Source organism: Pedobacter sp. AC379, from assembly GCF_979258145.1.
Genome location: NZ_OZ409839.1, coordinates 4,608,534 through 4,632,702 on the forward strand (window position 1 = coordinate 4,608,534; position 24,169 = coordinate 4,632,702).

At 37.5% G+C, this 24,169-nt stretch carries 23 protein-coding genes; 15 read left to right on the forward strand and 8 right to left on the reverse strand.

Annotated features, from left to right (window positions below; genetic code table 11):
* Positions 1-338 precede the first annotated feature (338 nt).
* Together ACZZZW_RS20105 and ACZZZW_RS20110 are read left to right on the forward strand one after the other, a co-directional pair.
* The gene (locus tag ACZZZW_RS20105) at positions 339-803 is read left to right on the forward strand and encodes a hypothetical protein (RefSeq protein ID WP_463496134.1); all 465 of its coding nucleotides are present in this window, start codon (positions 339-341) and stop codon (positions 801-803) included.
* 25 nt (positions 804-828) lie between these two features.
* A complete protein-coding gene (locus tag ACZZZW_RS20110) occupies positions 829-1,293 on the forward strand; it encodes a hypothetical protein (RefSeq protein WP_157255358.1) in 465 nt (154 codons plus the stop codon).
* An 86-nt stretch (positions 1,294-1,379) separates the two neighbouring features.
* Here the strand turns inward: ACZZZW_RS20110 and ACZZZW_RS20115 are convergent, their stop codons facing one another.
* A complete protein-coding gene (locus ACZZZW_RS20115; RefSeq protein ID WP_463496137.1) occupies positions 1,380-4,202 on the reverse strand; it encodes a S8 family peptidase in 2,823 nt (940 codons plus the stop codon).
* A 122-nt stretch (positions 4,203-4,324) separates the two neighbouring features.
* Here ACZZZW_RS20115 and ACZZZW_RS20120 point away from each other — a divergent pair, with 122 nt between their 5' ends.
* A complete protein-coding gene (locus ACZZZW_RS20120) occupies positions 4,325-5,161 on the forward strand; it encodes a M57 family metalloprotease (RefSeq protein ID WP_055905810.1) in 837 nt (278 codons plus the stop codon).
* A 415-nt stretch (positions 5,162-5,576) separates the two neighbouring features.
* Here ACZZZW_RS20120 and ACZZZW_RS20125 read toward each other — a convergent pair whose 3' ends face one another.
* The gene (locus tag ACZZZW_RS20125; protein ID WP_463496140.1) at positions 5,577-8,084 is read right to left on the reverse strand and encodes a S9 family peptidase; all 2,508 of its coding nucleotides are present in this window, start codon (positions 8,082-8,084) and stop codon (positions 5,577-5,579) included.
* Positions 8,085-8,260: 176 nt separating this feature from the next.
* On the opposite strand from ACZZZW_RS20125, the gene ACZZZW_RS20130 reads away from it, so the two are divergent.
* The 5 genes from ACZZZW_RS20130 to ACZZZW_RS20150 all read left to right on the forward strand — a co-directional run bounded on the left by ACZZZW_RS20130 (position 8,261) and on the right by ACZZZW_RS20150 (position 13,448).
* Positions 8,261-9,139: a polysaccharide deacetylase family protein gene (locus ACZZZW_RS20130; protein ID WP_055905817.1), complete on the forward strand. Its 879-nt coding sequence runs from the start codon at positions 8,261-8,263 to the stop codon at positions 9,137-9,139.
* Between the two features lie 55 nt (positions 9,140-9,194).
* The gene (locus tag ACZZZW_RS20135) at positions 9,195-10,556 is read left to right on the forward strand and encodes a M1 family aminopeptidase (protein ID WP_055905820.1); all 1,362 of its coding nucleotides are present in this window, start codon (positions 9,195-9,197) and stop codon (positions 10,554-10,556) included.
* An 11-nt stretch (positions 10,557-10,567) separates the two neighbouring features.
* A complete protein-coding gene (locus ACZZZW_RS20140) occupies positions 10,568-11,449 on the forward strand; it encodes a polysaccharide deacetylase family protein (protein ID WP_082458668.1) in 882 nt (293 codons plus the stop codon).
* Positions 11,450-11,539: 90 nt separating this feature from the next.
* Positions 11,540-12,706: a DUF3298 and DUF4163 domain-containing protein gene (locus ACZZZW_RS20145; RefSeq protein ID WP_055905823.1), complete on the forward strand. Its 1,167-nt coding sequence runs from the start codon at positions 11,540-11,542 to the stop codon at positions 12,704-12,706.
* A 172-nt stretch (positions 12,707-12,878) separates the two neighbouring features.
* Positions 12,879-13,448, forward strand: coding sequence for a hypothetical protein (locus ACZZZW_RS20150; protein ID WP_463496144.1), 570 nt, complete (start codon positions 12,879-12,881; stop codon positions 13,446-13,448).
* Here ACZZZW_RS20150 and ACZZZW_RS20155 read toward each other — a convergent pair.
* On the reverse strand, positions 13,411-13,863 hold the full coding sequence (locus ACZZZW_RS20155; RefSeq protein ID WP_463496146.1) for a 3-oxoacyl-ACP synthase: 453 nt from the start codon (positions 13,861-13,863) through the stop codon (positions 13,411-13,413). The two genes, ACZZZW_RS20150 and ACZZZW_RS20155, sit on opposite strands and share 38 nt — an antisense overlap.
* A 17-nt stretch (positions 13,864-13,880) precedes the next feature.
* On the reverse strand, positions 13,881-14,225 hold the full coding sequence (locus ACZZZW_RS20160; protein WP_463496148.1) for a DUF1801 domain-containing protein: 345 nt from the start codon (positions 14,223-14,225) through the stop codon (positions 13,881-13,883).
* Positions 14,226-14,580: 355 nt separating this feature from the next.
* Between ACZZZW_RS20160 and ACZZZW_RS20165 the strand changes: the two genes are divergently transcribed.
* Positions 14,581-14,820, forward strand: a complete 240-nt coding sequence (locus ACZZZW_RS20165; protein WP_463496150.1) for a hypothetical protein — start codon at positions 14,581-14,583, stop codon at positions 14,818-14,820.
* Positions 14,821-15,053: 233 nt separating this feature from the next.
* Positions 15,054-15,239: a hypothetical protein gene (locus ACZZZW_RS20170; protein ID WP_463496152.1), complete on the forward strand. Its 186-nt coding sequence runs from the start codon at positions 15,054-15,056 to the stop codon at positions 15,237-15,239.
* A gap of 698 nt (positions 15,240-15,937) precedes the next feature.
* Here ACZZZW_RS20170 and ACZZZW_RS20175 read toward each other — a convergent pair.
* The 3 genes from ACZZZW_RS20175 to ACZZZW_RS20185 form a co-directional block, all read right to left on the reverse strand.
* Entirely contained in the window at positions 15,938-16,513 is a 576-nt protein-coding gene (locus tag ACZZZW_RS20175; RefSeq protein WP_055905835.1) for a nitroreductase family protein, read from the reverse strand.
* A 111-nt stretch (positions 16,514-16,624) separates the two neighbouring features.
* Positions 16,625-17,179: a hypothetical protein gene (locus ACZZZW_RS20180; protein ID WP_055905841.1), complete on the reverse strand. Its 555-nt coding sequence runs from the start codon at positions 17,177-17,179 to the stop codon at positions 16,625-16,627.
* 332 nt (positions 17,180-17,511) lie between these two features.
* Complete coding sequence (locus tag ACZZZW_RS20185) at positions 17,512-18,192, reverse strand: hypothetical protein (RefSeq protein ID WP_055905844.1); 681 nt, start codon at positions 18,190-18,192, stop codon at positions 17,512-17,514.
* Between the two features lie 310 nt (positions 18,193-18,502).
* Here ACZZZW_RS20185 and ACZZZW_RS20190 point away from each other — a divergent pair, with 310 nt between their 5' ends.
* From ACZZZW_RS20190 to ACZZZW_RS20210, 5 genes are all read left to right on the forward strand, one after another.
* Positions 18,503-20,125, forward strand: a complete 1,623-nt coding sequence (locus ACZZZW_RS20190) for an ABC-F family ATP-binding cassette domain-containing protein (protein WP_055905850.1) — start codon at positions 18,503-18,505, stop codon at positions 20,123-20,125.
* Between the two features lie 165 nt (positions 20,126-20,290).
* The gene (locus ACZZZW_RS20195; RefSeq protein WP_055905853.1) at positions 20,291-20,986 is read left to right on the forward strand and encodes a DUF4397 domain-containing protein; all 696 of its coding nucleotides are present in this window, start codon (positions 20,291-20,293) and stop codon (positions 20,984-20,986) included.
* A 123-nt stretch (positions 20,987-21,109) separates the two neighbouring features.
* A complete protein-coding gene (locus tag ACZZZW_RS20200; RefSeq protein WP_082458669.1) occupies positions 21,110-21,694 on the forward strand; it encodes an RNA polymerase sigma factor in 585 nt (194 codons plus the stop codon).
* Positions 21,687-22,913 carry a hypothetical protein gene (locus ACZZZW_RS20205; protein ID WP_463496157.1) on the forward strand — a complete coding sequence of 409 codons (1,227 nt, stop codon included), beginning with the start codon at positions 21,687-21,689 and terminating at the stop codon, positions 22,911-22,913. Before ACZZZW_RS20200 ends, ACZZZW_RS20205 begins: the two co-directional genes overlap by 8 nt.
* A 42-nt stretch (positions 22,914-22,955) precedes the next feature.
* Positions 22,956-23,585, forward strand: coding sequence for a Uma2 family endonuclease (locus tag ACZZZW_RS20210; protein WP_463496159.1), 630 nt, complete (start codon positions 22,956-22,958; stop codon positions 23,583-23,585).
* Between the two features lie 75 nt (positions 23,586-23,660).
* Here the strand turns inward: ACZZZW_RS20210 and ACZZZW_RS20215 are convergent, their stop codons facing one another.
* Positions 23,661-24,167, reverse strand: coding sequence for an FKBP-type peptidyl-prolyl cis-trans isomerase (locus tag ACZZZW_RS20215; protein ID WP_055905862.1), 507 nt, complete (start codon positions 24,165-24,167; stop codon positions 23,661-23,663).
* Positions 24,168-24,169 lie beyond the last annotated feature (2 nt).

A 24,169-nucleotide genomic window follows, 5' to 3' on the forward strand; every position in this document is an offset into this window, starting at 1 on the left:
ATTTATCAACTATAAGCCTACAATAATAATTTTGCTGGGGTCTCCATCAAATTTCAAGAAAAATGTTTGGATTAGATAATTGTAGTATTAACTATATATTAGTGTATATTAGTAGATACTATTGCCTTTAAGCAAAATCATCCTACATTATTTTTACGATTTAAAATTATATTTTATACAACATGCCTACACCTTAACCTGCAACAAAATGACGCTCAACCAATTATTTGCAAAAGTTGCTTTAGCCCAGGGCAAAAAACTTTCCGGTGGCATTCATTACGCTAACCCAAGTTTAAATACAGTAGAGAATTTACGAAGATTTTTAAACAACCCCACCAATGGATTTAAATATAACAAAGCTAAGTTTAGGTAATCTATTACTGGTCTTACTTACCTTAAGCTGTATAAATCGAAACAATGATAAATCTGAGGCGCTGGCTAAAACGAAAACAGATACCTGTAAGCTAAATGTAGAAAAAGCAGCTCAAATTGGAGAAGACATTAAATGTATAAACTGTCACACCCAGAGAGATAAAAGAATTACACCTGATTTGCTTACCATGAAAGAGGTTTCTGGCATGGATAGTTTAAAATTAAGAGATTTTTTGTTCATCATTAAGCATAAAAAGAACCTTAGTTTATATAAAGATGCTCCGATTACAAAACAACGGCTTAAAAAAATTGATAGTCTATCAGATTGTGATCGTAAAAACCTGATCCATTACATTAAAGAATATAACCGGCCACATTTGTATATATTAAGAACACCTGAAGATGCTTCGAATACAATACCTGAAAAATAAACGAAAGTTATAAATCCCCATACCAATGGTTTCAAATATAATAAGGCTAAGTTTAGGTAGTTTGTTAATTATCTCATTTATAATTGGCTGCACAGGTAAAAATAATAAAGAAGCAGCTACTAAAAATCGTGCTAAAATGTTAGTCGATACTTGCGATGCTCTTTACCTAGCTAAAGGAAGTGACCTTGAATTTAACATTGGCTGCAGAAGCTGTCATGTAGAGCAAGAAAAAAGATATTACCCCAAAGTACCTTCTTACTTTGAGCTATCAAAAATGGACAGCCTTAAATTAAGAGACTTTATCTTTATTAGCAAACATAAAGGATATTTCAAAAGTGAGCGATTTTTAAGTAATAAAATTAAAACTTTAGATAGTCTATCAGATTGTGACCGGAAAAACCTGATCCATTATATAAAAGAATATAATCGGCCACAAGCTTTACCTACTAAGTTAGATACAAACCTTACTTACAGCATCTCCAAAGAATAATTTTGAACAAATTGGTTATGGATTTAAATATAACAAAGCTAAGTTTAGGTAATACCTAACCCTTACAAGAAGTATATATAATTTAACTATTTCTTAATTAATTTAAATTTTTTCAATTGCTGTCCGTTTTTATTAATAACACCAACATAAACACCTGTAGATAATGCATTGAGGGCAAATTTATTAGAACTTGTTGCCTTTTCTTCGAAAACCTTCTGCCCCAAAATGTTAAAAATAGCCAGACTATAATCTTCGAATGATCCACTCAGAATGGTTAAATAATCGGCTACTGGATTGGGAAAGAAAGCAAATTGATCTTCTTTAAGGTAAACCACCGAAACAAGATCGCTTTGCACCTGTCCACTGGCCGTTTCGAATGTAACCCGATAAAACTGTATTCCCGCTTTTGGTTTATCATCAAAAACAGCATATTCCAATTGATTTTGAACAGGTTTAGTCTGTTGTAAAGGTGTAAACGTATTTACGCCAGTCTGTTTTTCCCAAATGATATTTTTTAAATCCAACGTGGTTCCAATACTCAAATCAAGTCTGATTTTATCTTCAATAACCGAAGCCGACAAACTTTTAACATAACAGGCAATTCCTTGTTGGGTATAATCGATGGTATAGCTTTTTAACCCTGTAAACCCCGTACCGTTGGCGGCCACGGCAAAATACTTTCCCGAAATTTTATTAATATCCAGCTTCACAAGGGTATCTGTAAGGTTTAAAACCGGCGTAAGTACCTTATCCACCACGTTATAGAGTGTATAATCTTTGGCACCAGGCTGTGGATTCCAATTTAGCACAATACCATCCTTACAAGCATACCCTACCTTTAATAATCTTGGGTTAGAAATCACAAAGGTTTGACTCATGATTACATTGCTTTCTACTTCCATTTTTACCATCGCTTTCGAAAACAAATCAGGCGCAACCCAATTATAAAAACCCTTGCTTAAATCCACTCCCGATGCTATTAATTCCCAGGAAGTTCCATCATTATAACTTACAGACAAGTTTCCGCTTTTGCTTGAATAATTATTTTCCCACCGGATGTAATTTCCTTCATTGGCAAAAAAGTATTCATCTTTTTCCGGGCTCACGAAAGAGAAAGTATTCTTCATTTTATAACGGTAAGCCAATGCAAAACGCTGATTGTTGCCAGTTGCAATCCTGTTTCCCTTAACATGAACCTGGTACACACCTGGGTTTGGGTTTTCCACGCTGATCTGCTGAATAGTATTAATTACATCCGCTTTTCTAACCGCAGGCTTTGAAAGGGAATCTAAATTAGCGAAACTGCTTAAAACCCACGGTAGGGTTACACTTCCTGATGGGCTTTGGAGACTTAAATCCAATCCATTAACCAAACTTTGTGCGGCATTTACAGTTGCCGGAGGATCATTCCAGGTAATGGTAAGCTTAGCTTCGGTTACATTGGCAGGAATAGTTAAAGGAATTACCAGATCCTGGTTTTTGGCAACCTCATACCTTGCAACCCGGTTTTCATCTAAAGTTTTTAACGATTGGGTTACATTTAATTTCCCATAGCCGTACACAAAATCAACTTGTGGCGTTCCCAAATCATCAGCAGAATTGATCAGTGTTGCCCTTATTAATGGTGCAGAAGCAGCTTTTTTATATTTTTGTTGGTAAAATTGTTCCAGTAAAGCAACTGATCCACTCGTAATTGCGGCCGAGCCTGAGGTTCCATCTTCGCCTAAAGCAACAAGCTCGGGCTTTACGCGGCCATCATAAGCCGGGCCTTTGCTGCTCAAACTCTCAGATACATCTTCCCTGCTAATGCCCCCAATAACCAATAGGTTTTTGGCCTGTTTAAAATTACCGGTGAGGTTAGCCCTTGAGTTAATCTTCTGATAAAAGCCAACTGAGGGCGTGGTTGTTCCTTTATTTCCGGCAGAAAATACATGGATCATCGTATCCGTTTCATAAATCTGCTTATCGTAAGCAGCGGCTTCCATGCCATAATCGTTATCAATATCAGTACCATAAGAATGGTTTTGGACACTGATTTTAAGCGTGTTTAAATCAGCAGCTAAATCGGGCATGAGGTTAGAAAAATCAGAAAATGCAAGTCTAGCTTTAGGTGCAGCCCCTAACCCCCTGATAAACGAATTGCCATTGCCTAATGCCAGCGTGGCCATTGTGGTGGCATGGCTGGTAGGTGTTTTACCTATAATTGCTCCTGGTACGGTTTTCCCAAGTAAATCAAGATCGGTTGCATCGTACATTCCCTCCTTAAAAGAAACATTGATTCCGTTGCCATCAATACCTGGAAAAAGAATATGGGCGTTAGAAATCTGATTTAAACTCAAATCCAGCCCATTAATAACCACCTCTGTTTTGGCAACCGGCAGTGTATCCGCATATAATATACCATCACTTTCCAGCACCAACAGTAAATCCGATGGCAAAATATCAACTGTTACTATATTATTAGCATAATCTATTGCTTTAACATTAAGGTTTTTAGCGGCAACTGTTAATTCATTTGTGTTTTTAAAAGAAAGCCTTACCCGAACGGAATCACTCTTTTTTGTTGCATTGTTCAGCACTTTCATTAACCGATCACTGGCTTTCCAAAGGGCATTAGCCTGTTGCTGATCAATTACATTTTTGGATAGGTTGGAAACAGCTGATTTTTCGACAATAAAATAATCGCTGGCAAGCTTCTTTTTTGGGTGCAATAACTCAATTTCCCGGGTTGTTAAGCTACGGTTAAACCGAACTAAAACCAACGAATCGGCTGGTGATTTTTGAAAATTAACACCTTTTGAAATATATTTTTCAAAATATTTTTCTATTCCAGCAGGTTGTACCTGTGCGTTTAAACCAAAAGCAGACAGACAAAAGAATAAAACTAAAAATACAGTAGTGACTTTCAATAAATATTTTATAACAAAGTTTTGTTTACATCGTTTATGTTCCCTAAATTAGGATTTATAAGGTAATCCGCAAATTTTATTAACTAACTTATTCAATTTAAAAAAAATCAAACCTAAACAAGATGAAAACATCCCAATTTTTATCAATGGCAGCACTATGCCTTTTATTCACTACTCTATACTCTTGTAAGAGTAATAATACAGAAAGTGCAGTAGAAAACAAAACAGATATTTCGGCCGACAAATTATCACAAATTAAATCGTTAGGATTTAGCACTGATAACCTCCGCAAAATAGACGAAGGTTATTTAGTTGAAGGCGATATCCTTTTAACTGAAGATAATTTAACTGAAACTTCTACCGGTGCAAATTTAAATATTGCTGAAACCGAGCAATACCGAACCACTAATGTTGTAAAATCTTTACCGCGTGTTATCACAGTATCAGTAACCAATTTACCACAGGTATACAGCGATGCCGTAAATACCATGATTTCGAGGTACAATTCATTGGGCCTTCGCATTACTTTCCAAAGGGCTAGTGCGGGTACAACTGGAAACATTAATGTAATAGGCTTTAATGAAGGCCCTAGCGGAGGTTTTATCACCTTAGGCTCTGCAGGCTTCCCAACATCATCAGGAAAACCATTTAATCAGATCAAAATGAATACAAATGCTGCTGCTTATGGAAGCAACCCTGATTTATTGTATCTGGCTTCTGTGATCCAGCACGAAGTTGGCCACTGCATAGGTTTCCGTCATACCGATTACATGAACCGTGCATTTAGCTGTGGTGCTAGTGGCGCAGGCAATGAAGGTGCATCCAATGTTGGCGCAGTAAGAATTCCAGGAACTCCTTCCAATCCTGATGCAGCTTCATTTATGTTAGCCTGTTCTAATGGTGGTAACCGCACCTTTAACGCTAATGATGTTATTGCTGTAAACTACCTTTACAAATAAGCAGAACACCCAAAGGATTACCTTACAGATCAAGAAACAAGAGCCCCGAAATATTCGGGGCTTTTATGTTTATATTCTATTCACTAAAGGATTGCAACAGAAATAGATCCTGAAATAAATTCAGGATGACGCGTAACGTGAACCAGTGACAACGGCTTACCCTTTTAAACACAAGCCTGATTTATTAAACCTGATAGCGCCAAATAGCTCCCGATTTGAGGAAATATCTTGTATTTAAGAGCACTTAAATCGGGACTATAGGCAATAGCAGGACTACAATAACCGAAGAACTACCGCGCCCTGCTTTCCAAAAACGACAGATGGCTCATAGGAATATTGTTTAACCACAGATGAACACTGATAAACACGGATTCATTATCTGTGTTCATCCTCTTAATCTGTGGTTAAATGAATTTTATTTTCCGTTCTGTTCGATATCTCTGTCCATTTCTACCAAATCAACATCGCTCGGTTCTGAGAAATCGCCAATTAAATATTTGTTAAAATGATCAGCCAGTTTCCAGAAAGCATATTCTGTCATATCTCCAAAGCCGTGGCGTTGACCAGGGATAATTAAGAAATCGAAACGTTTACCCGCTTTCATCAATGCATTGGCCACACGGATGGAGTTCGCAGGATGCACATTATTGTCTACATCACCATGCATCAATAACAAATGCCCTTTTAGGTTTTTAGCCAGATCAGGGTTTTTATCAATGCTGTATTTAAATGAAGTATCGCCCTTTAACGAGATGGTTTCCTTTACCCCATGGTGTTTTTCGCTCCACCAACGGTTATAAATGCTGTTATCGTGGTTTCCTGCATTAGAAACTGCTGCTTTAAAAAAATCAGGATAAACCAACATGGCCGCTGTAGACATAAAACCACCGCCAGAATGGCCTGTAATCCCTACTTTAGATTCATCTATATAAGGAAATTTTGCTGCCAGTTGCTCAATAGCCGTTTTCTTATCAGCCAAACCATAATCGCGCAGGTTGCCATAACCATAAGTATGGTACCATTTAGAACGCGAAGGGTTTCCGCCCCGGTTACCAACAGTGATTACGATATAACCGAATTGAGCCAAACGTTCTGTGCGGTCCATACTTTTACTAAATGCCTTATTCACAGCTTCCGTTTGCGGCCCTGGATATACATACTCAATAATCGGGTATTTTTTATTTGGATCGAAATCAAATGGTTTATACATCACACCATACAGATCAGTAATGCCATCATCAGCCTTTACTTTAAAAGTTTCCGGAAATTTGTAACCAGCGGTCATCAACAATGATAAATCAGTTGTTTCCAGATCCATTACTTTTTTACCAGTACCATCATAAAGCGTAGCCTTAGGCGCAGTATTAACCCTCGAATAATTGTCTACAAAAAAAGTATTGTTATCATTCATGCTCGAAGCGTGGTCAAAATCGCCGGCATTTAACAATTTCATATTCGAGCCATCAAAATTAATGCTGTATAAATGCAAATAATAAGGATCTTCTTTGCCTTCACGTCCGTTAGCCGTAAAATATAAGATGCGTTTTTTCTCATCAATATTCACAATACTTTCGCAGTGGAAAGCACCTTTGGTAATCTGGTTTTTCAGTTTACCATTTTCATCAAAAAGATAAAAATGCGCCCAGCCATCACGCTCACTCCAATGAATCAGCTCTTTACCATCATTTACCAAACCCGTGCGGTTTACCTCTACATAAGTATTAAAACGTTCGTCGATAATTGGAGTAACTTTTCCGGTAGCAATATCTACTGTACCAATATCAATACGCTTTAAATCGCGACTGGTACGAGAAAAATAGAAACGGCTATCATTGCCGAGCCATATAGACGGGCGGAATTCATTATCACGGTCTTTATTTAATGAAGGTTTACTCCAAACCGAAATACTTTGATCTTTAAAAGCTGCAACACTTAGTTTTTTGTAAGATTTTGCTGCAAAATCAAATAACAAAACCTCATCCTGAGGAGCTTCAGCCTCTCCAGGCATTTGGTATTTATAGGTTTCTAAAGTTGGGCGGCCAGGTGTAACACTGTTAATTACCCAAAGATCCTTAACCTTACGCGAATCAGTCCTGTCTAAAACAAAATATTTCGAATTCGGCGACCAAAGCACATAAGCACCGCGGCGTTTTTTATTATTCTTTTCGTTTTCTACATTGTTTTCGCCATCGCCATCACTCCCGTACGAATAGAATTTTACGCCATCTTTTGTTAACTGATGTTCTACAATGGTACTGTCATCTTCATTTTTAACCGCTTTTTTGTAATTGTCCTTATCCATCCAATACAAATTATAATTGCGTGAAAATATAATAGCAGATGAATCTGGTGCTACTGATCCCCATGCTGGTTTTGGTTTGGGTTTACTAAAATTCGGTACCTCAGTTAACTTTGCAGTGGCCAGTTCATACTTAAAAGAAAATATTTTCTTCTGCATCGAATCTGCCGCTTTTTTATCTTTCCTGTCTTTTTTTAACTCATCAACACTGCTTTTAATTTCGAAGGAGATACTTTTTTCATCCGAAGCAAATTTTAAGTTTTCGAGTGGTAAATGCTCAGCATCAAACGGATCACGAACGGCCAGGGTAATATCTGCAGCAATTTTAGCATTATCAAACATCAGTTTTTTGCTTTTTGTAGCAGGATCTACCAAATACCAGAATTTACCTTTCGGACTTTCGAAAGTGTACCAAAAACGGTTACTTAACTTTAGCCAATGCGGATCTACCGCGGTAGAATACACCATTTTTTTCAACTTGTTTGGCGAAAAACGCGATGCAAGCTGATAATTCGCCTTAGGTTGCGGCAGAACATTCTCGGTTATGGTAAAAGTTTTGTTTTGTGCAACTACAGTTAGGGATAAAAACTGCGCACACAACAGGAGTTTATAAAGTTTATTCATTAAAATTTGTTTGAACCGCTAAATTATTTAATTAAAGCATATTAAGCAGGTTTTAATGTGTAATAAAAGCGATAGTTAGCTCAATTATATATGCTTTAAATAAATTATTAACACTATTTATTTTGATAGCTAAATAATTAACAGATTTTATAGTTTTGTAGCCATATATCCCAATGATGAAATATAGCTTTTTAACCTTAATAACAGCAGGCGCAATCTTATTTGCCAGCTGCCAGTCTAAATCACAAACAGAAAACCCTTCTACTCAAGATACCACAACAAAAATGGCCAAAACCGCAGCAGGTAATGCAGCTCCGGTTGATGTTTCGAAGATAAAAGTTGCCGATGCCAAAACCATTCTGGCCCGAAAACAAGTGCCGATTTTATGCTATCACCAGGTGAGAAACTGGAAACCAACCGATGGTAAAGTAGGTAAAGATTATATTGTAGAAATACAAAACTTTAAAGATCAAATGAAAATGCTGGCCGATAGTGGTTACCACACCATTTTACCCGATCAGTTGTACGCTTACCTGAACACTGGTGCTGCCCTGCCAAGCAAACCGATTATGCTAACTTTTGATGATACAGACATGGATCAGTTTACCATTGTTCGCCCAACGTTGGATAAATTAGGCTTTAAAGCCGTTTATTTTATCATGACGGTTTCGATTGGCAGAAAAGGCAAGTTTGTAGATTACATGACGAGGGAGCAGATTAAACAACTTTCTGATGAAGGAAACATTATTGGCAGCCATACTTACGACCATAAAAACTTTAAAAAATATGCCGGTAAAGATTGGGAAGAACAACTGGATAAACCAACCAAAAAACTAGAAGAAATTACAGGCAAAACCATGACCGAATTTGCTTATCCTTTTGGTTTATGGAATGCAGAAGGAATTCCGGAACTTAAAAAACGTGGTTTCAGAATGGCTTATCAACTCTCTACAAAACGGGATGAAAAAGACCCGTTATTTACCATCCGCAGAATTATTGCCAGCGGTTACTGGTCGCCAAAAACATTGAGCAACAGCATTAAAAACAGTTTTTAAATCACCAATCCCGGCACTGCCGGGATTTTTCTTTTTAACGAACCAACGCTTAAACATGAAAAAATACTTACTACTGCTTCTGTTAACTTTTCAGTTGATTAACTCCTATGCACAAACGCCGCATTTAACTGGTAAAGCTGAAATTGTAATGGCCACCGGGCAAATTACCTGCGATTTTGTATTAAGCAATATCCCCAACCTTGGAAAAGATTACCAGATCCTGTTAAACAAAGGATTTAACATCAAAGCAATAAAAGATTCGGCAAACCAAACCTTAAACTATTCTGGTTTTTACGGTGGGGCCATGCGGGGAGAAGGTTTAACCTATACCCCATTGTTTAAAGATAGCACGTTGGTTAACCCCGTGAAATTGCACATTACCTATACAGGAGCATTCCCTATTTATACCGATACGCTAAACTTTGTCGATTTTAAAGGCTTAATTGCTTTTAATGGTAAAACAATGCGGGCTACCGATCAATCTAAATGGTATCCGGTTATTTATGATATCAAAAACGACCGTCAGATTGAACAGATGACTTTCGACATTCAGGTAATCAGTAAAGATGCCAAAATGATCTTTGTAAATGGCGATCTGCCTAAAGCAGGTCCTGTTGCAAGGTTTAAATCGGATGTGCCGATTGCACCCATGATTTTTGCTGGCGATTACGATGCACAAAAAACAAAAGGAGCGATTTTTTTAAACACCCAAATGAATGATAAGCAGCTTAAAGTTTTTGAAGAAAACATAGCCGAAATGAAAGCTTATTATTTTAAAGCGTTAAAAATACCCTACAATACCCAAAATATCTTTATTGAACATGCGCCCGTAGAAAAATTCAACAAAGGCAGAAGCTGGGGTTTTGTGTCGTTTCCAACCATTGCTTTTGCGGGCATTAAATTGGGCGATATGATTGATGAAGAACACCACAAACTTAAAAACCAGAACGATTACCCATTTATCGCACACGAAATTGGGCACTACTATTTCGGTAATGTACTGCAACCAAACGCCACCTTATTCTGGTTCTTTTTAGAATCTACCGCCGAATATTTATCAGTAAAAGCAAGCGAAAAAAAATTTGGAAAAACATTCGGCACCAAATATTTTGAAGACAGAGGGAAACAACTTAAAAATTTTAAGGCAAAACCATTAAATGCCATTAAAGAAGCGAATGAAATATCGGGCACTTACCGTTATTCATACGGCCCGTTTTTATTACGCGGGCTCGAACAATCAATCGGAGAGCAGCGCATGTTTAAGTTTCTCAATACCTGCTTAAACACTAAAGGTGAATTTACAGATTACGCTTTCTTTAAAAGAAATGCCTTAAAATCCGGAATCACGCAAAAAGAATGGGATGCTTATGAAAAAACATTTATCCTTTCCGAAAACGCTGTATCTTTGGTAAAATAAATATAAAAACATTGAGAAAATACCTCAGTTCCGCTGTCTATACCCTAGTATCAATCCTGGTTTTGGGTTCATTTTCATTGGCATGCTCCGGCAGTAAACAAAAAGAAATAACGGCTACCGCAAATACCCCCGAAACTGTTAAAAAAGATTCTACAAATACTAAACCGGCCGATAACAAAACCATTTTGGCAAAAAGAGAAGTACCTGTGCTGTGCTATCACCAGATCAGAAACAATATTGCCAGCGACAGTAAGCGTGCGCACGATGATATTATTGCCCCGGATAAGTTTAAAGAACACATGAAAATGCTTGCAGATAGCGGTTATCATACCATTTTGCCCGATCAACTCTACAATTACCTGGTTTATGGAGGAAAATTGCCCGAAAAACCAATTATGATAACTTTTGACGATACCGATGAAGATCAGTTTACCACAGGCAATTCTACCTTGAAAAAATATGGCTTCAAAGGTGTTTATTTTATCATGACTGTATCAATAGGTAGAAAAGGCAGGATCAATTACATGACTAAACAGCAAATTAAGCAATTAGCAGACGAAGGCAACACCATTGCCAGCCACACTTACGACCATAAAAACTTTGCTCAGTTTACCGATGAAGACTGGACAACCCAAATTGATGCGCCAACCAAAAAACTAGAAGAAATTACCGGGAAAAAAGTATCCTATTTCGCTTTCCCCTATGGAGTTTTCAAATCCGCTACATTACATAAGTTAAAAGAACATGGTTTTAAGGCGGCCTTTATTCTTTCTACAGCCAGAGATGAAAATTATCCGCTCTACACCATCAGAAGAATAATAGACCCAGGAAGGTACACGGCCAAAAATTTATACTACAGTATTAATAAAAGTTTTAATAAAACAAAATCATAGCCTCAACTGTAAATCTTGTATGCTTTCAGGTTGAAAAATTTAACCTTGCAACGCTGTAAACTTTAATACTGTTAAGTAATAGCCTGCCCCATGAAATACCATTTCTTTTGTTTCCTTTTCGGAGTATTGATTATATCCGCCTGTAACAACCCTAAAAATAGCAACAACACTTCCGAAAACAAAGCCGGTACAACAAATGCAAAAGTTGAACTTACTGCCAGTTTTTATAAAAGATTAGAGGGAACAATTGCCGGTAAACCAGTAATTATGCACCTGCAAAAAGTAGATAATGATGTAAGCGGCACCTATTATTACAATGGCTCGTGGCTTAACCTCAGTACCGATACTCTGATTGGTAAAGATAGCTTAGTGCTTGCCGAGTACAGCTTTTACGAATCGTATTTTACACAGGATTCCAAATCGCCGCTTTTAAGGCTTAAATGGAATGGAAATGGCTTTAATGGCAACTGGGAAAGTGGCGATAAAACCAAAAATTTCCCCATTGCCCTTACAGAAAAATACCCTGAAGGCAGTTATCCGTTTAAGGCCGCAATTTATAAAGATTCAGTAAAAGCTTTTGCCAATCAACCGAAATCTCCCGCAGCAGAAATCAGCTTCGAATATTTAGAAAGTAAAAATAATGATGACGCCGGAAACTGGTTAAATACACAACTTAAAAAGATAATTGGTGTTAAACCACAGGTAGAACGCTCAGTGGGTTTCAAATATATAGCCGACGACTATTTTAAGGATTATAAATCTCAGGCTACCGAAGAATCTAAAAACAGCCGTGGAGAAGATTTTCAGGCTTGGTTAAATTATACAAACGATACCCAGCAATCGATTAATTACAATGATAACGGTTATGTGGTAATTGATTTCCTGGCCGATGCTTATACAGGCGGAGCGCATGGCAACTACAGCAGTACGATGTTCTGTTTAGATGTAAAGAACAAAAAACAACTGGTATTGAGCGATATTGTTAAAATAGATTCGAATGCTTTACAAGGCATTTTGGAGCGGAATTTCCGTAAAGAATACAATATAAAAGCCACGGATGCACTTACTACGGTATTGTTCGACAATTTTATAAAACCTAATCATAACTTTTATTTCAATGCAAACGGGATTGCATTTATGTACAACCCTTACGAAGTAGCCAGCTATGCCCAGGGCCAGATTGTGGTATTTATTCCCTATACAGATTTAAAAAATTACCTGGTGCCAGCATTTGCGCAACGGATGCGAATTAAATAATTAGCGTTGATTGTTGGTTAAATGGATAACAGATAGAATTGGTTAATTGAAACTGCCCACTCAAAATTAATCATCTGCGGGAATGAAGGGTTAAGATTTCTCCCAGTTCTAAGGATGAGCACAGTTTATTGAACAGACCCTGTTGTTGACTGCGTTGGTTAAAATATCTACTGTGACTTCAGAACTATCTACTGCGACTTCAGAACTATCTACTGCGACTTCAGAACTATCTACTGCGACTTCAGAACTATCTGCTGCGACTTCAGAACTATCTACTGCGACTTCAGAACTATCTACTGCGACTTCAGAACTATCTACTGCGACTTCAGAACTATCAACTGCGACTTCAGAACTATCTACTGCGAGTATAGAACTATCAACTGCGACTTCAGAACTACCTACTGCGACTTCAGAACTATCTACTGCGAGTATAGAACTATCTACTGCGAGTATAGAACTGTCAACTGCGACTTCAGAACTATCTACTGCGACTTCAGAACTACCTACTGCGACTTCAGAACTACCTACTGCGACTTCAGAACTACCTACTGCGACTTCAGAACTATCTACTGCGACTTCAGAACTATCTACTGCGACCTCAGAAGTATCTACTGCGACTTCAAAACTATCTACTGCGACTTCAAAACTATCTACTGCGACTTCAAAACTGTCTAATGCAAGCTTTGAACGGTTAAATGAAAATTTTATAGTATCTCTTTTACAAGATATTCCTTACCATTAAACTTAAAACTTTCATTTAAGGCTTTTCCAATCAAAAACCGCCCAATTGGTGAAGCCTGGGATACTGCAAAGAACTTTTGCCCATCGGTATTAAGTTCACCAGCACTAATGCTGATGTAAAAATTACCTTCTGTAGTTAAAACCAAACTTCCGTTTTTAACCAGGCGATCTGATTCAACATTTTCGATCTGCTGCAGGGCAATTTTCTGCTGACCAGCTTCGTAAAGTAATTTACTGTTGCGGTCCATCTCCTGCTGCATCATTTCGCGCGTAGTTTCATATTTATCTCCCGCGCTACTTTTCGTATCATCATTAGAAGCCTGTCGGGCTTGTTGCAAAGAATATTCAATGTTTTCTATCCGGTTTTGGATAAAGGTTAGGCAAAGCTGGTATAGATTGGATTTTAATGCAGACATGTAATGGTGTAAGATATTTATTTACGAAGGGCAAACGCCTGTTTTAAGATAGATTCTATTTTCCTTTCAGGAATATCTTCAAGATGATTGATTAGTAAAATCTTCATTTTGGGTCTCTTCTCTTGCAACAAATCTTCGTGTTCAATTATATTTCCGTCAACCAAACCAATGTAAGGCTGATGAAGTTTTTTATGAGTCCAAAGATAGCAGAACATTTTCCCATTGTGGTAATAAAAAGGCATACCATATTTCCAATGCTCCGTAATATCGGCATAACGCAATAAAAGCGCCCTCAAATATTGTAGGCAACTTTTAATTGGCTCATCTTTTTGCTCGAAATAATTATCCAGAGGATTTAACATATATTAAATAATTAGAAAGATCGTTATTTCTAACGAAGTGAAGAAATCTTTTAAATCCTACGTAGTCCTCGTTTATAAAGGGGATTGTTGAGATTCGCATTTCTAATGCGATAAAGTAATTTCCAGTTACATGCTCACATTAGATTTAAAGAGATCTTTTGATAGAGAGATTGCTTTCGGCTCGCTCTCCCCAGCATAAAAGCTATGAAGGATTTTTTGTGATAACAAATCCAAAGATCTCTCCACTACGGTCGAGATGACGGATGAAAGCATCCCCTCATAGTTTCAGAAGAATTAACTTACAGATGCCTGTATCTGCCCCTCGCTATTTCCTCCCTGCTATCGGGCATAGGAAATGATGGAAGGAGAAAACATTAAAGCTTTATCATTACCTTTTTCTTTCATCGTTGCATTGAGGCAGCACACACTTTCCGCCCCCTTCGGCGGAACTTGTGCTGACGACCAAAAAGCTTTAACGGATTTATCCGACATCAGTTCCAAGCCTTTCAGTTATGCCTTATTGTTTGTTGTTTTTATAGGTAGTCATGCTTTCGCTGCGCTCAGGTTGGTTACCTTTTTATCAAGAAAAAGGTAAGAGCCCCCTCGGCGGCGGTGAGCCGAGGCAAGACTAAGCGAAGCGAAAATATAGCAATTGAATTACGATTCCCGCATGCGCGGGAATGACGACCGTATTAAAAACTACAAAGATTGCTTCGGCTCGCCCTTTCCCTGCCTCGCAATGACGGATTCAACGTTTTCCTTGCATCATGCTATTTAAACCTCGCTATCTGCGCCTCGCTATATGCTCCCTGCTTTCCGGCATAGGAAATGATGGAAGGAGAAAACGTTAAAAGCTTTATCGTTACCTTTAATTATATCGATGCATTGAGGCAGCACACACTTTCCGCCCCCTTCGGCGGAACTTGTGCTGACGACCAAAAAGCTTTAACGAATTTATCCGACATCAGTTCCAAGCCTTGGGTTTTTGTTACTTTTGGGCCAAGCCAAAAGTAAGAGCCTTTCGGTTGCCAACCGAGGCAAGCCCGAGCATAGCGACCGCATTACGATTCCCGCATGCGCGAGAATGACGACCGTGTTAGAAACAATACTAGAAAGATTGCTTCGGCTCGCTCTATCCCAGCCTTACAATTACGGATTTATGGTAATAACAAATCCAAAGATCTCTCCACTACAGTCAAGATGACGGATGAATGCATCCCCTTATAGTTTCAGAAGAAGTAACTTACGGATGCCTGTATCTGCTACTCGCTATTTCCTCCCTGCTATCGGGCATAGGAAATGATGGAAGGAGAAAACGTTAAAGCTTTATCAATACCTTTTTCTTTATAATAGCATTAAGGCAGCACACACTTTCCGCCCCCTTCGGCGGAACTTGTGCTGACGACCAAAAAGCTTTAACGAATTTATCCGACATCAGTTCCAAGCCTTGGACTTTTGTTACTTTTGGGCCAAGCCAAAAGTAAAAGCCCTTCGGTGGCCAACCGAGGCAAGCCCGAGCGTAGCGAAAGCATAGCGACCGCATTACGATTCCCGCATGCGCGAGAATGACGACCGTATTAGAAACATTACTAGAAAGATTGCTTCAGCTCGCTCTCCCCCATCTTCGCAATGACGGATTTAACGCATTCCCTGTACTCTCCCCAGCCTCACAATAACGAATTTATAGTAATAGCAAATCCAAAGATTTCATCCTACCCTTCTATCCACCTCACCTTATCTTCCATCGGAGTTCTGTTCGGTGCCCATGGTTTCTCATTATGATAACCCATATAAAATAAACCAATGCACTTTTCATTTTCGGCAAGACTTAAAAATTCGCCTAAATCATCAATCAACGGTGGCGAACTCCAGTACGCGCCAACCTGTAAACTTTCGGCCGTTATCGCCATATTCTGTACCGCACATGATACAGCAGCTAATTCTTCCCACTCCGGTATTTTACCACTTAACTGCATATTAATGGCTATAATGCAATCAGCCTGACTTGTTTTCTCGGCAAAACTATCGTACTTTTTCTGTAAGAACTGTTGCGGACTAACCAGCTCTTTATATAACCTCCCCAGTTCTTCACCAAGTTTGGCTAATCCAGCCTTTCTAATCACCACAAAACGCCAGGGCTGCGTTAATTTGTGTGTAGGTGCATAATTAGCTGTCTCTAAAATCTGGTTGATTACCTGAACCGGGATTTCTTTTTTTATATAGCTTGCAGGAAAAATACTGCGACGTTCTTTTATAACTTTTGAAACGATATCGTATGTTGTACTCATGTGGTAAATATAAGCTAAAAGGCAGAAGGTATAAGAAAGAAGGCAACAACTCCCAAAGTTTTGACGTTCCCTTAACTGAATCTTAAACTAAATAACTGCAAACCCTTAACTTCAAACTGAAAGCTGTTTCCTGATCTGTTTAACCTTCGCAAAAAAGCCGATACTTTCTTTATCCACCAAAAAATCCATCGTTTGTAAAAGCTCCTCCTTTATCCAATCGTGTTTGGCATTTAAATTGGCCAAAATGTTTAAACAATGTGATTTTATAGCCACAGGAATTTTCTCGTCGATTAACCAGGCAAAAACAATTTCCACTAAATGATCCGTATTGTAATCGGCAATAATTTCTTTAAGTGCTTTTGAAGCATTTCTTTTAGTTATAAAAGCCAGGATTTTAACATAATGCCTTAAAGCAGATAAATTGGTTTGTTGAGGAAATTTTTCTAAGAAATAATGCGTGTAAGGTAAAAATCTTTCCTGATGATGAGTAAATACATTTTCTAAAATCCATGCGGCCCTAAAACCGATCTGTTCATCATGGTAAAAACTTAAATCAATCAAATCTTTCACCGAAAAGGTTTCTTCAGAAGCAATAGCGGCTAATTTTTTTACCTTACTTTTTTGCAGCGTTGTTTTTATGTTTTCGAGCAAGAGATCTGATTGCATAAAACGAAAATATATTTTTTACCGGATAAAACCTCACATCATCCAGAAATGTGAACAGTTAATAAAATGATTTGGGCGTTACCCAAGCTGCACAAGGGTCGGGCTTTTTCAGGGCTTCGCTTTGCTCCGGTACCGATGAAGCCTGTAAAACAAGCAAGCATACCGTAATTTAATAAAAACAGGGGTGCTTAATCGGCACTGAACCCTTACAATCCCTAACGCAAAACCCACTCCCTGATAAAAATTACATAAACCTCGCAGGTTATAAACAGTGCTGACGCTATGAGGCCATAAAGCCAATTATTCCGGTTAAACCTACGAGGTTTAGTTGTTTAATGCTCCGGCACAAAAGATTTATTTCCAAAAATATCTGTTTTAAAAATCCCAATCTTTTTACCGTTAACATCTTCTACAACAGTATTGCCAAATACATCTTTTTTATACTTAGCAATCACATTTCCATGGTCATCTTCAACAACCGTTTCGCCAAACGAGTTATTTTTCTGCTTGCCTATTACCTTGCCCTCACCGTTTTCTATGGTAATATTGCCCGAAATATCTGTTTTATAAACGTTCAGAACCTGGCCACGATCGTTTTCAATAATCGTATTGCCAAAAATATCTGCCTTTTGTTTTAACGTAACTTCCGTTTTTCCATCTCCAGGCACTAAACCACCTAAAGGTTTTGGCACCAGGTTTTCTTCGCGTTCACTTTCTAATACCGTATTGCCAAAAAAATCTTTTTTTTGTGTACCTACAGTTTTTCCGGCTTCATTTTCCAATATTGTATTGCCAAAAAAATCCTGCTTTTGCTTCGCTATGGTTTTACCATCTTTATCTACAATAATGGTTTTTCCAAAAAAGTCTTTCTTCTGTTTACCTATGGTCTTATCTTTCGAATCAACCAGAATCGTATCACCAAAAAAATCTACTTTATACTTGTACTGGGATTCCTGGCCATAAGCCACGACGGAAATTGTAGACATTATAATGCCTAGTGTTAATTTTTTCATATTGATTTCATTTTGTGTGTAGCACTAAAATACAAAACAACGTGAAGAAAAAAGCATACTGAAAATATATTAATCTTTTTTAATTTGAGTGGTGCGCAACCTGCCAAAAGCTCCTCCCCTTTGTAAAATAAACCCGGTAGCAGCGAACACGAAGTACAACGAATAAAGCGTATAACGGGACGGTATTTGCCAAAAAGAACAGAAACCATCATTTTCCCGTTTTTAACCATTACGATTTCAAGATCAGCAACCAAATACCTTTTTACCGTCAACCTTTTTGTATATCTTTGCGCCTTATTTCAATTACAGCATGATTTCAGTTTCTAATTTATCATTACGGTACGGCAAGCGCACACTATTTGAAGATGTTAACCTAAAATTTACCCAGGGCAACTGCTATGGCGTAATTGGGGCTAACGGTGCAGGTAAATCTACTTTTCTAAAAATTTTATCTGGAGAAGTTAATCAAACTTCCGGTAGCGTTGCTTTTACACCAGGCGAAAGAATGGCGGTTTTAAAACAAAACCACTACGAATTTGATGAGTTTTCGGTATTAGAAACAGTAATGATCGGACATAAAGAACTTTATGCCATCATGAAAGAAAAAGATGCCATTTACATGAAAGAAGATTTTACCGAGAAAGATGGCGAACGCGCCGGAGAACTGGAAAATCTTTTTGCAGAAATGGACGGTTGGAACATGGAAAGCAACGCTGCAACCATGTTAAGCAACTTAGGCATTACCGAAGATAACCACCATAAATTACTAAAAGAGCTTGATAATACACAAAAAGTACGTGTATTATTGGCGCAGGCCTTATTCGGTAATCCAGATATTTTGCTACTGGATGAGCCTACCAACGATTTGGACATTGAAACCATTGCCTGGTTAGAAAACTTTTTGGCCGATTACCAGAATATAGTATTGGTGGTATCTCACGACAGGCACTTTTTAGATGCTGTATGTACCCACATTGTGGATATCGATTTCGCGAAAATGAGTATCTACACCGGTAACTATACCTTCTGGTACGAATCCAGTCAGTTGGCATTAAAACAACGCAGCGACCAGAACAAGAAGATGGAAGATAAGGTAAAAGAGCTGCAGGAATTTATCCGCAGGTTTAGTGCCAATGCATCTAAATCGAAACAAGCTACCTCGCGTAAGAAAGCCCTCGATAAAATCGATATTACCGAAATTAAAGCATCAAGCAGAAAATATCCTGCAATTATATTTAACAACACAGGCCGCGAAGCAGGCGATCAGATTTTACAGGTAGAAAACCTTGGTAAAAACGGGAACGAAGGCATTTTATTCGATAAAGTTACTTTTATGGTAAACAAAGGCGATAAAATTGCCGTATTGTCTCAAAATAGCTTAGCAACAGCCGCATTTTACGATGTTTTAACCGGTAGAGATACCGACCATAGAGGAGAATTTAAATGGGGTGTAACCATCAGTACTGCTGATATACCGAATGATAACTCTGAATATTTTGCCGGCAAGGATGAAAACCTCGTTGATTGGTTACGCGAATATTCGGGCACCGAAGCTGATGAACAGTTTGTACGCAGTTTCTTAGGCCGTATGTTATTTTCAGGCGAAGAAGTACTTAAAAATGTTAAAGTACTATCAGGTGGTGAGAAAATGCGTTGCATGTTCTCCAGGATGATGTTGCAGCAAGCCAACCTATTGATGTTTGATGAACCTACGAATCACCTTGATTTAGAATCCATAGAGGCATTGAACAATGGCATGAAAGATTTTAAAGGTGCCATATTGTTTACCTCACGAGATCACCAGTTAACAGAAACTGTTGCCAACCGCATTATCGAAATTACGCCAAAAGGAACCATTGATAAGTTAATGACTTATGATGAATACATTAACAGCAGCGATGTTGCCAAATTAAGAGAACAAATGTATTCTTAAATTTCATTTAAGATATTGTTTTAAAGCCACATGTTTACATGTGGCTTTTTTTATATAAAAAAACCAAGCTGGTGTAGCGTTTTCATTCCATTAATCGTTTTACAAGAAAAAAGCGTTAATGGCCATTAACCAATTTTGTTCATAAAATTGATTTATAACATTAAAATGAAAACTAATTTGAAAAACTTTAGCACTACGACAAAAATTATACTCTCTCTTATTGCAATTACATTAACTATATCAGCTTGTAAAAAAGACTTTAACAGCGATCCGATTGAAGCTGCAGGTATTGGTTTCATACACGCATCGCCAGGAACAGCTGCCTTGGATTTTATTTTAGACAACCAAAAAGTAAACAGTTTTACTTACACTAAAGATTTAGGGTATTACGCCGCTTACCCAGGAACAAGATTGGTTGGGGTTGCCAAAAAAGATTCATTAAAATATTTAACCACAGCTACAGCTACTTTAAAATCAGGATCATTTTATTCGGTTTTCGTAGTGGATACTTTAAAATCGACAAAACTTTTAATTTTAGAAGATGATTTAAAAGCACCAGAAACCGATAAGGCAAAAGTTCGCTTTGTAAACTTAAGTCCGGGTTCTGCACCATTTGATTTAGCTATTTCAGGTACAGAGACACCTTTATTTACTGCAAAGGCATTTAAAGAGTTTACTACTTTTAGCAACATTACACCAAACGATAGTTATACCTTTCAGTTAAAACAAGGCGGTACAGTTAAAGTAAGCTTACCAGCTGTTAAAATTGAAAAAGGAAAAATTTATACCATTTGGGCAAAAGGCCTATCAAGCAAAACTGATAGTACCGGAGTTGGATTATCAGTAATGACAAACAAATAAAATCATTTAACACTACCTGTTGAAAAGAAAATTGACACCACTCAAAAAATTGGGTGGTGTTATTTTCTTAAATTTGCAATCAATTAACCATGATAAACCGCTAAAAAATAGTCCTTTACAAGGGTGACAAAAAAAATACTCAGTTTTGAGGAAATTTTAAAAGGCTGTGTAAAAAACGACAATAGCTGTAAAGAAATGATGTATAAATCATTTTATGGCTATTTAATGGGCATTATTTTAAGGTATACAAAAAATACATCAGACAGCGAAGAGCTTGTAAATGATAGCTTTATCAAGATTTTTAAACATGTTGGCGGATTTAAACCACCAAAAAACCCCGAAGAACTACAGCGATCTTTTAAAGGGTGGATTGCCCAGATTGCTTCGCGGACTGCAATTGACAAAATAAGAAGTTCGAAGGCCCAGTTTTATGTAGATGATCTTGCAGAAAGTGAACATCCGGTTACGCAGGTTTCTGTTGCATCCGAACTTCATGTTAACGATATTTTAAATTTATTAAATCACCTGCCAGATACACAGCGACTGGTATTTAACTTATATGAAATTGAAGGCTTTGCCCATGATGAAATTTCGAAAATGTTGAACATTCCAGAAAGTTCGAGCAGGGTATATCTTACCCGCTCTAAAAATAAGTTACGTACCCTTTACCTAAATACCATGGTTAATTCATACGAAAAAAATGGATAAGGAATTAATTGAGCACATCACAGCGCAACTCCAAAACCATGAGGAAACATACCCTAATGGTGCTTGGGAGCGCTTTTCGGAAAAAGAAAATAAAAAAAGAGGCATTACATACTGGCCTTTATGGGCTGCTGCTGCCTTAATTTTAATTTTTGGCGGTGTGTTTTTGACATTAAATAATGATAATTCTAAAAATGAAGTTGCAATATCCAAGCAAAAAACAAAAGATTCAGCTCAAAAAAATACGGATACTATTGTTCCATCGAAAAGTATTGCCCCGCCGTTAAACACTAATATCGGCAACCAAACTCCCGCTGAAACCAACTTAGCTTATAATAGCCCTAGCATAATCAATGAAAAGTTAAAACCATTATTGGAACAACAGAATAATTATGCTTTAACGAATGCAACCGAAGGATTAGGGTTAATAAACAACAATTTGCTGGATAATACACTTTCTGGCAAAAATATTTCCGATTTAAAGTCGAAAGAGTTTGATATTTTAACTGAAAATAAAAAGCCTCAACCCAGTACACAAACTAATTTTGACAAGCTTTTAGCCCAGGATAGTTACGCTAATCAACAAAAACCTGCTGCCAAAACTATTGGAAACTCTAAATGGCAGCCTGATGTATATGTTGCTCCTGCAATGGGTAATGACAATAAGGTAACCATGAATTACGGTTTCTCATTATCATATGCCATTGCCAATAAATTATCGATAAGCTCTGGCGTATCATATGCTTCAATTAGTACAACCGAATCTTTAGATGCCTCTGCTCCACAAACGCTATCAGGTAAAAATCTGGCTTCAGTTGATGCTAAAGTGCGTGGAATTAATATTCCATTGGAATTAAAATATAACATTAGTGATAAACTTTATACCAATATTGGGGTTTCAGCACTTGCTGTTTTAAATAACTCGCAACAAAACAGCTATATCATAAACCAGGTACAAAGTTTTTCTTCCCCGGCAATAAATGGCTATTCAGATTTTAAAACACTGATTGTAAAAGAAAAAACGGTTGAGCCGCAATCCGAAGCCAATATAGATCCTGATAAATACATCGGGTTTTACAATTTCTCTTTAGGTTACAAGCAAAAAATATCCAAAAAGAACAATATTGCTATCGAACCCTTTCTTCGCCTGCCGATGAAAACTTTCTCAAAAGAAAATCTTAACCTTACCAATGGCGGACTTCGTTTGAAGATAGATTTTTAGAAAAAAAACACTAAGATATTTAGTATATTTGGGTAACGTTATATGAAAAATCTTAAGCCATACCCTACAGAAGAAGAGTTACCCCCTGTTAAAACTGTTAATGAGGTAGATTTTTCTGCTCAATACAGTTATGCAGATTATATGCGTTTCGAGTTTAAAGATCGCTTAGAAATCATCAAAGGCTATCTTTTTAAGATGAGTTCTGCGCCATCCCGTATCCATCAAAAACTATCAGGAAGAATTTATGTGTCTATATATAATGCACTGAACGGTTGTAAATGTGAAGTGTATAGTGCCCCTTTTGATGTTCGATTGGCAAATAGATCTCTTAACGATAAAGAAGTTTTTACTGTAGTACAACCCGATATTGTGGTAGTTTGCGATCAAAGCAAATTAGATAAACGTGGTTGCATCGGTGCGCCGGATATTGTGGTAGAAATTTTATCGCCAGGCTACAACAAGAAAGAACTCGTAAATAAATATGAGGTTTATGAAGAAGCAGGTGTTAAAGAATACTGGATTGTAAGCCCTTCTGAAAAAACATTTTTCAGGTATATCCTTGATGTTAAAGGTAAATTTCAGCCTACAAAGCTTTTAACCGAAGGTGAAGTAGTAACCACACCAATTTTACCCGGATTTTCATTAGATCTGGAAGCGGTTTTTCAGGATTAATTAAAATACATTACATAAAAAAAGGAGTCAGGTTTAATAAAACCTGACTCCTTTAAAAGCTCTTTCTATTTATTATTAGTGCCCTGAATGACCATCAGCACCGTGTGCATGGCCATGAGCCAATTCATCCTGAGTAGCTTCGCGTACATTCAGAATTACACCACTAAACACTAAGTTTTTACCAGCCATCGGGTGGTTTAAATCTACAGAAATGGTTTCATCATGAACCGCAGTAACACCAGCTCTGAATTGGTTACCGTTATTATCCTGTAAAGGAATAACATCACCAACATTTGGCAATTCGCCACCAGCTTCGGTAAACATTGTTTTTGGAAGATCGGCAAATGCACCTGGATCGATGTCACCATAACCATCTGCAGCAGATAGTTCGAAGCCATATTCATCACCAGTTTTTAAACCGGTTAAATGTTCTTCAAATTTAGGCAACATCATGCCAACGCCATATAAAAATACTAAAGGATTTTCTTCATCAGCTTTTTCTACAAAAACTTGTTGTCCTTCTTCGTTAGTAGTATGCAATTCGTAAGTTAACGCTACTACAGAGTTTGGTGAAATATTCATTT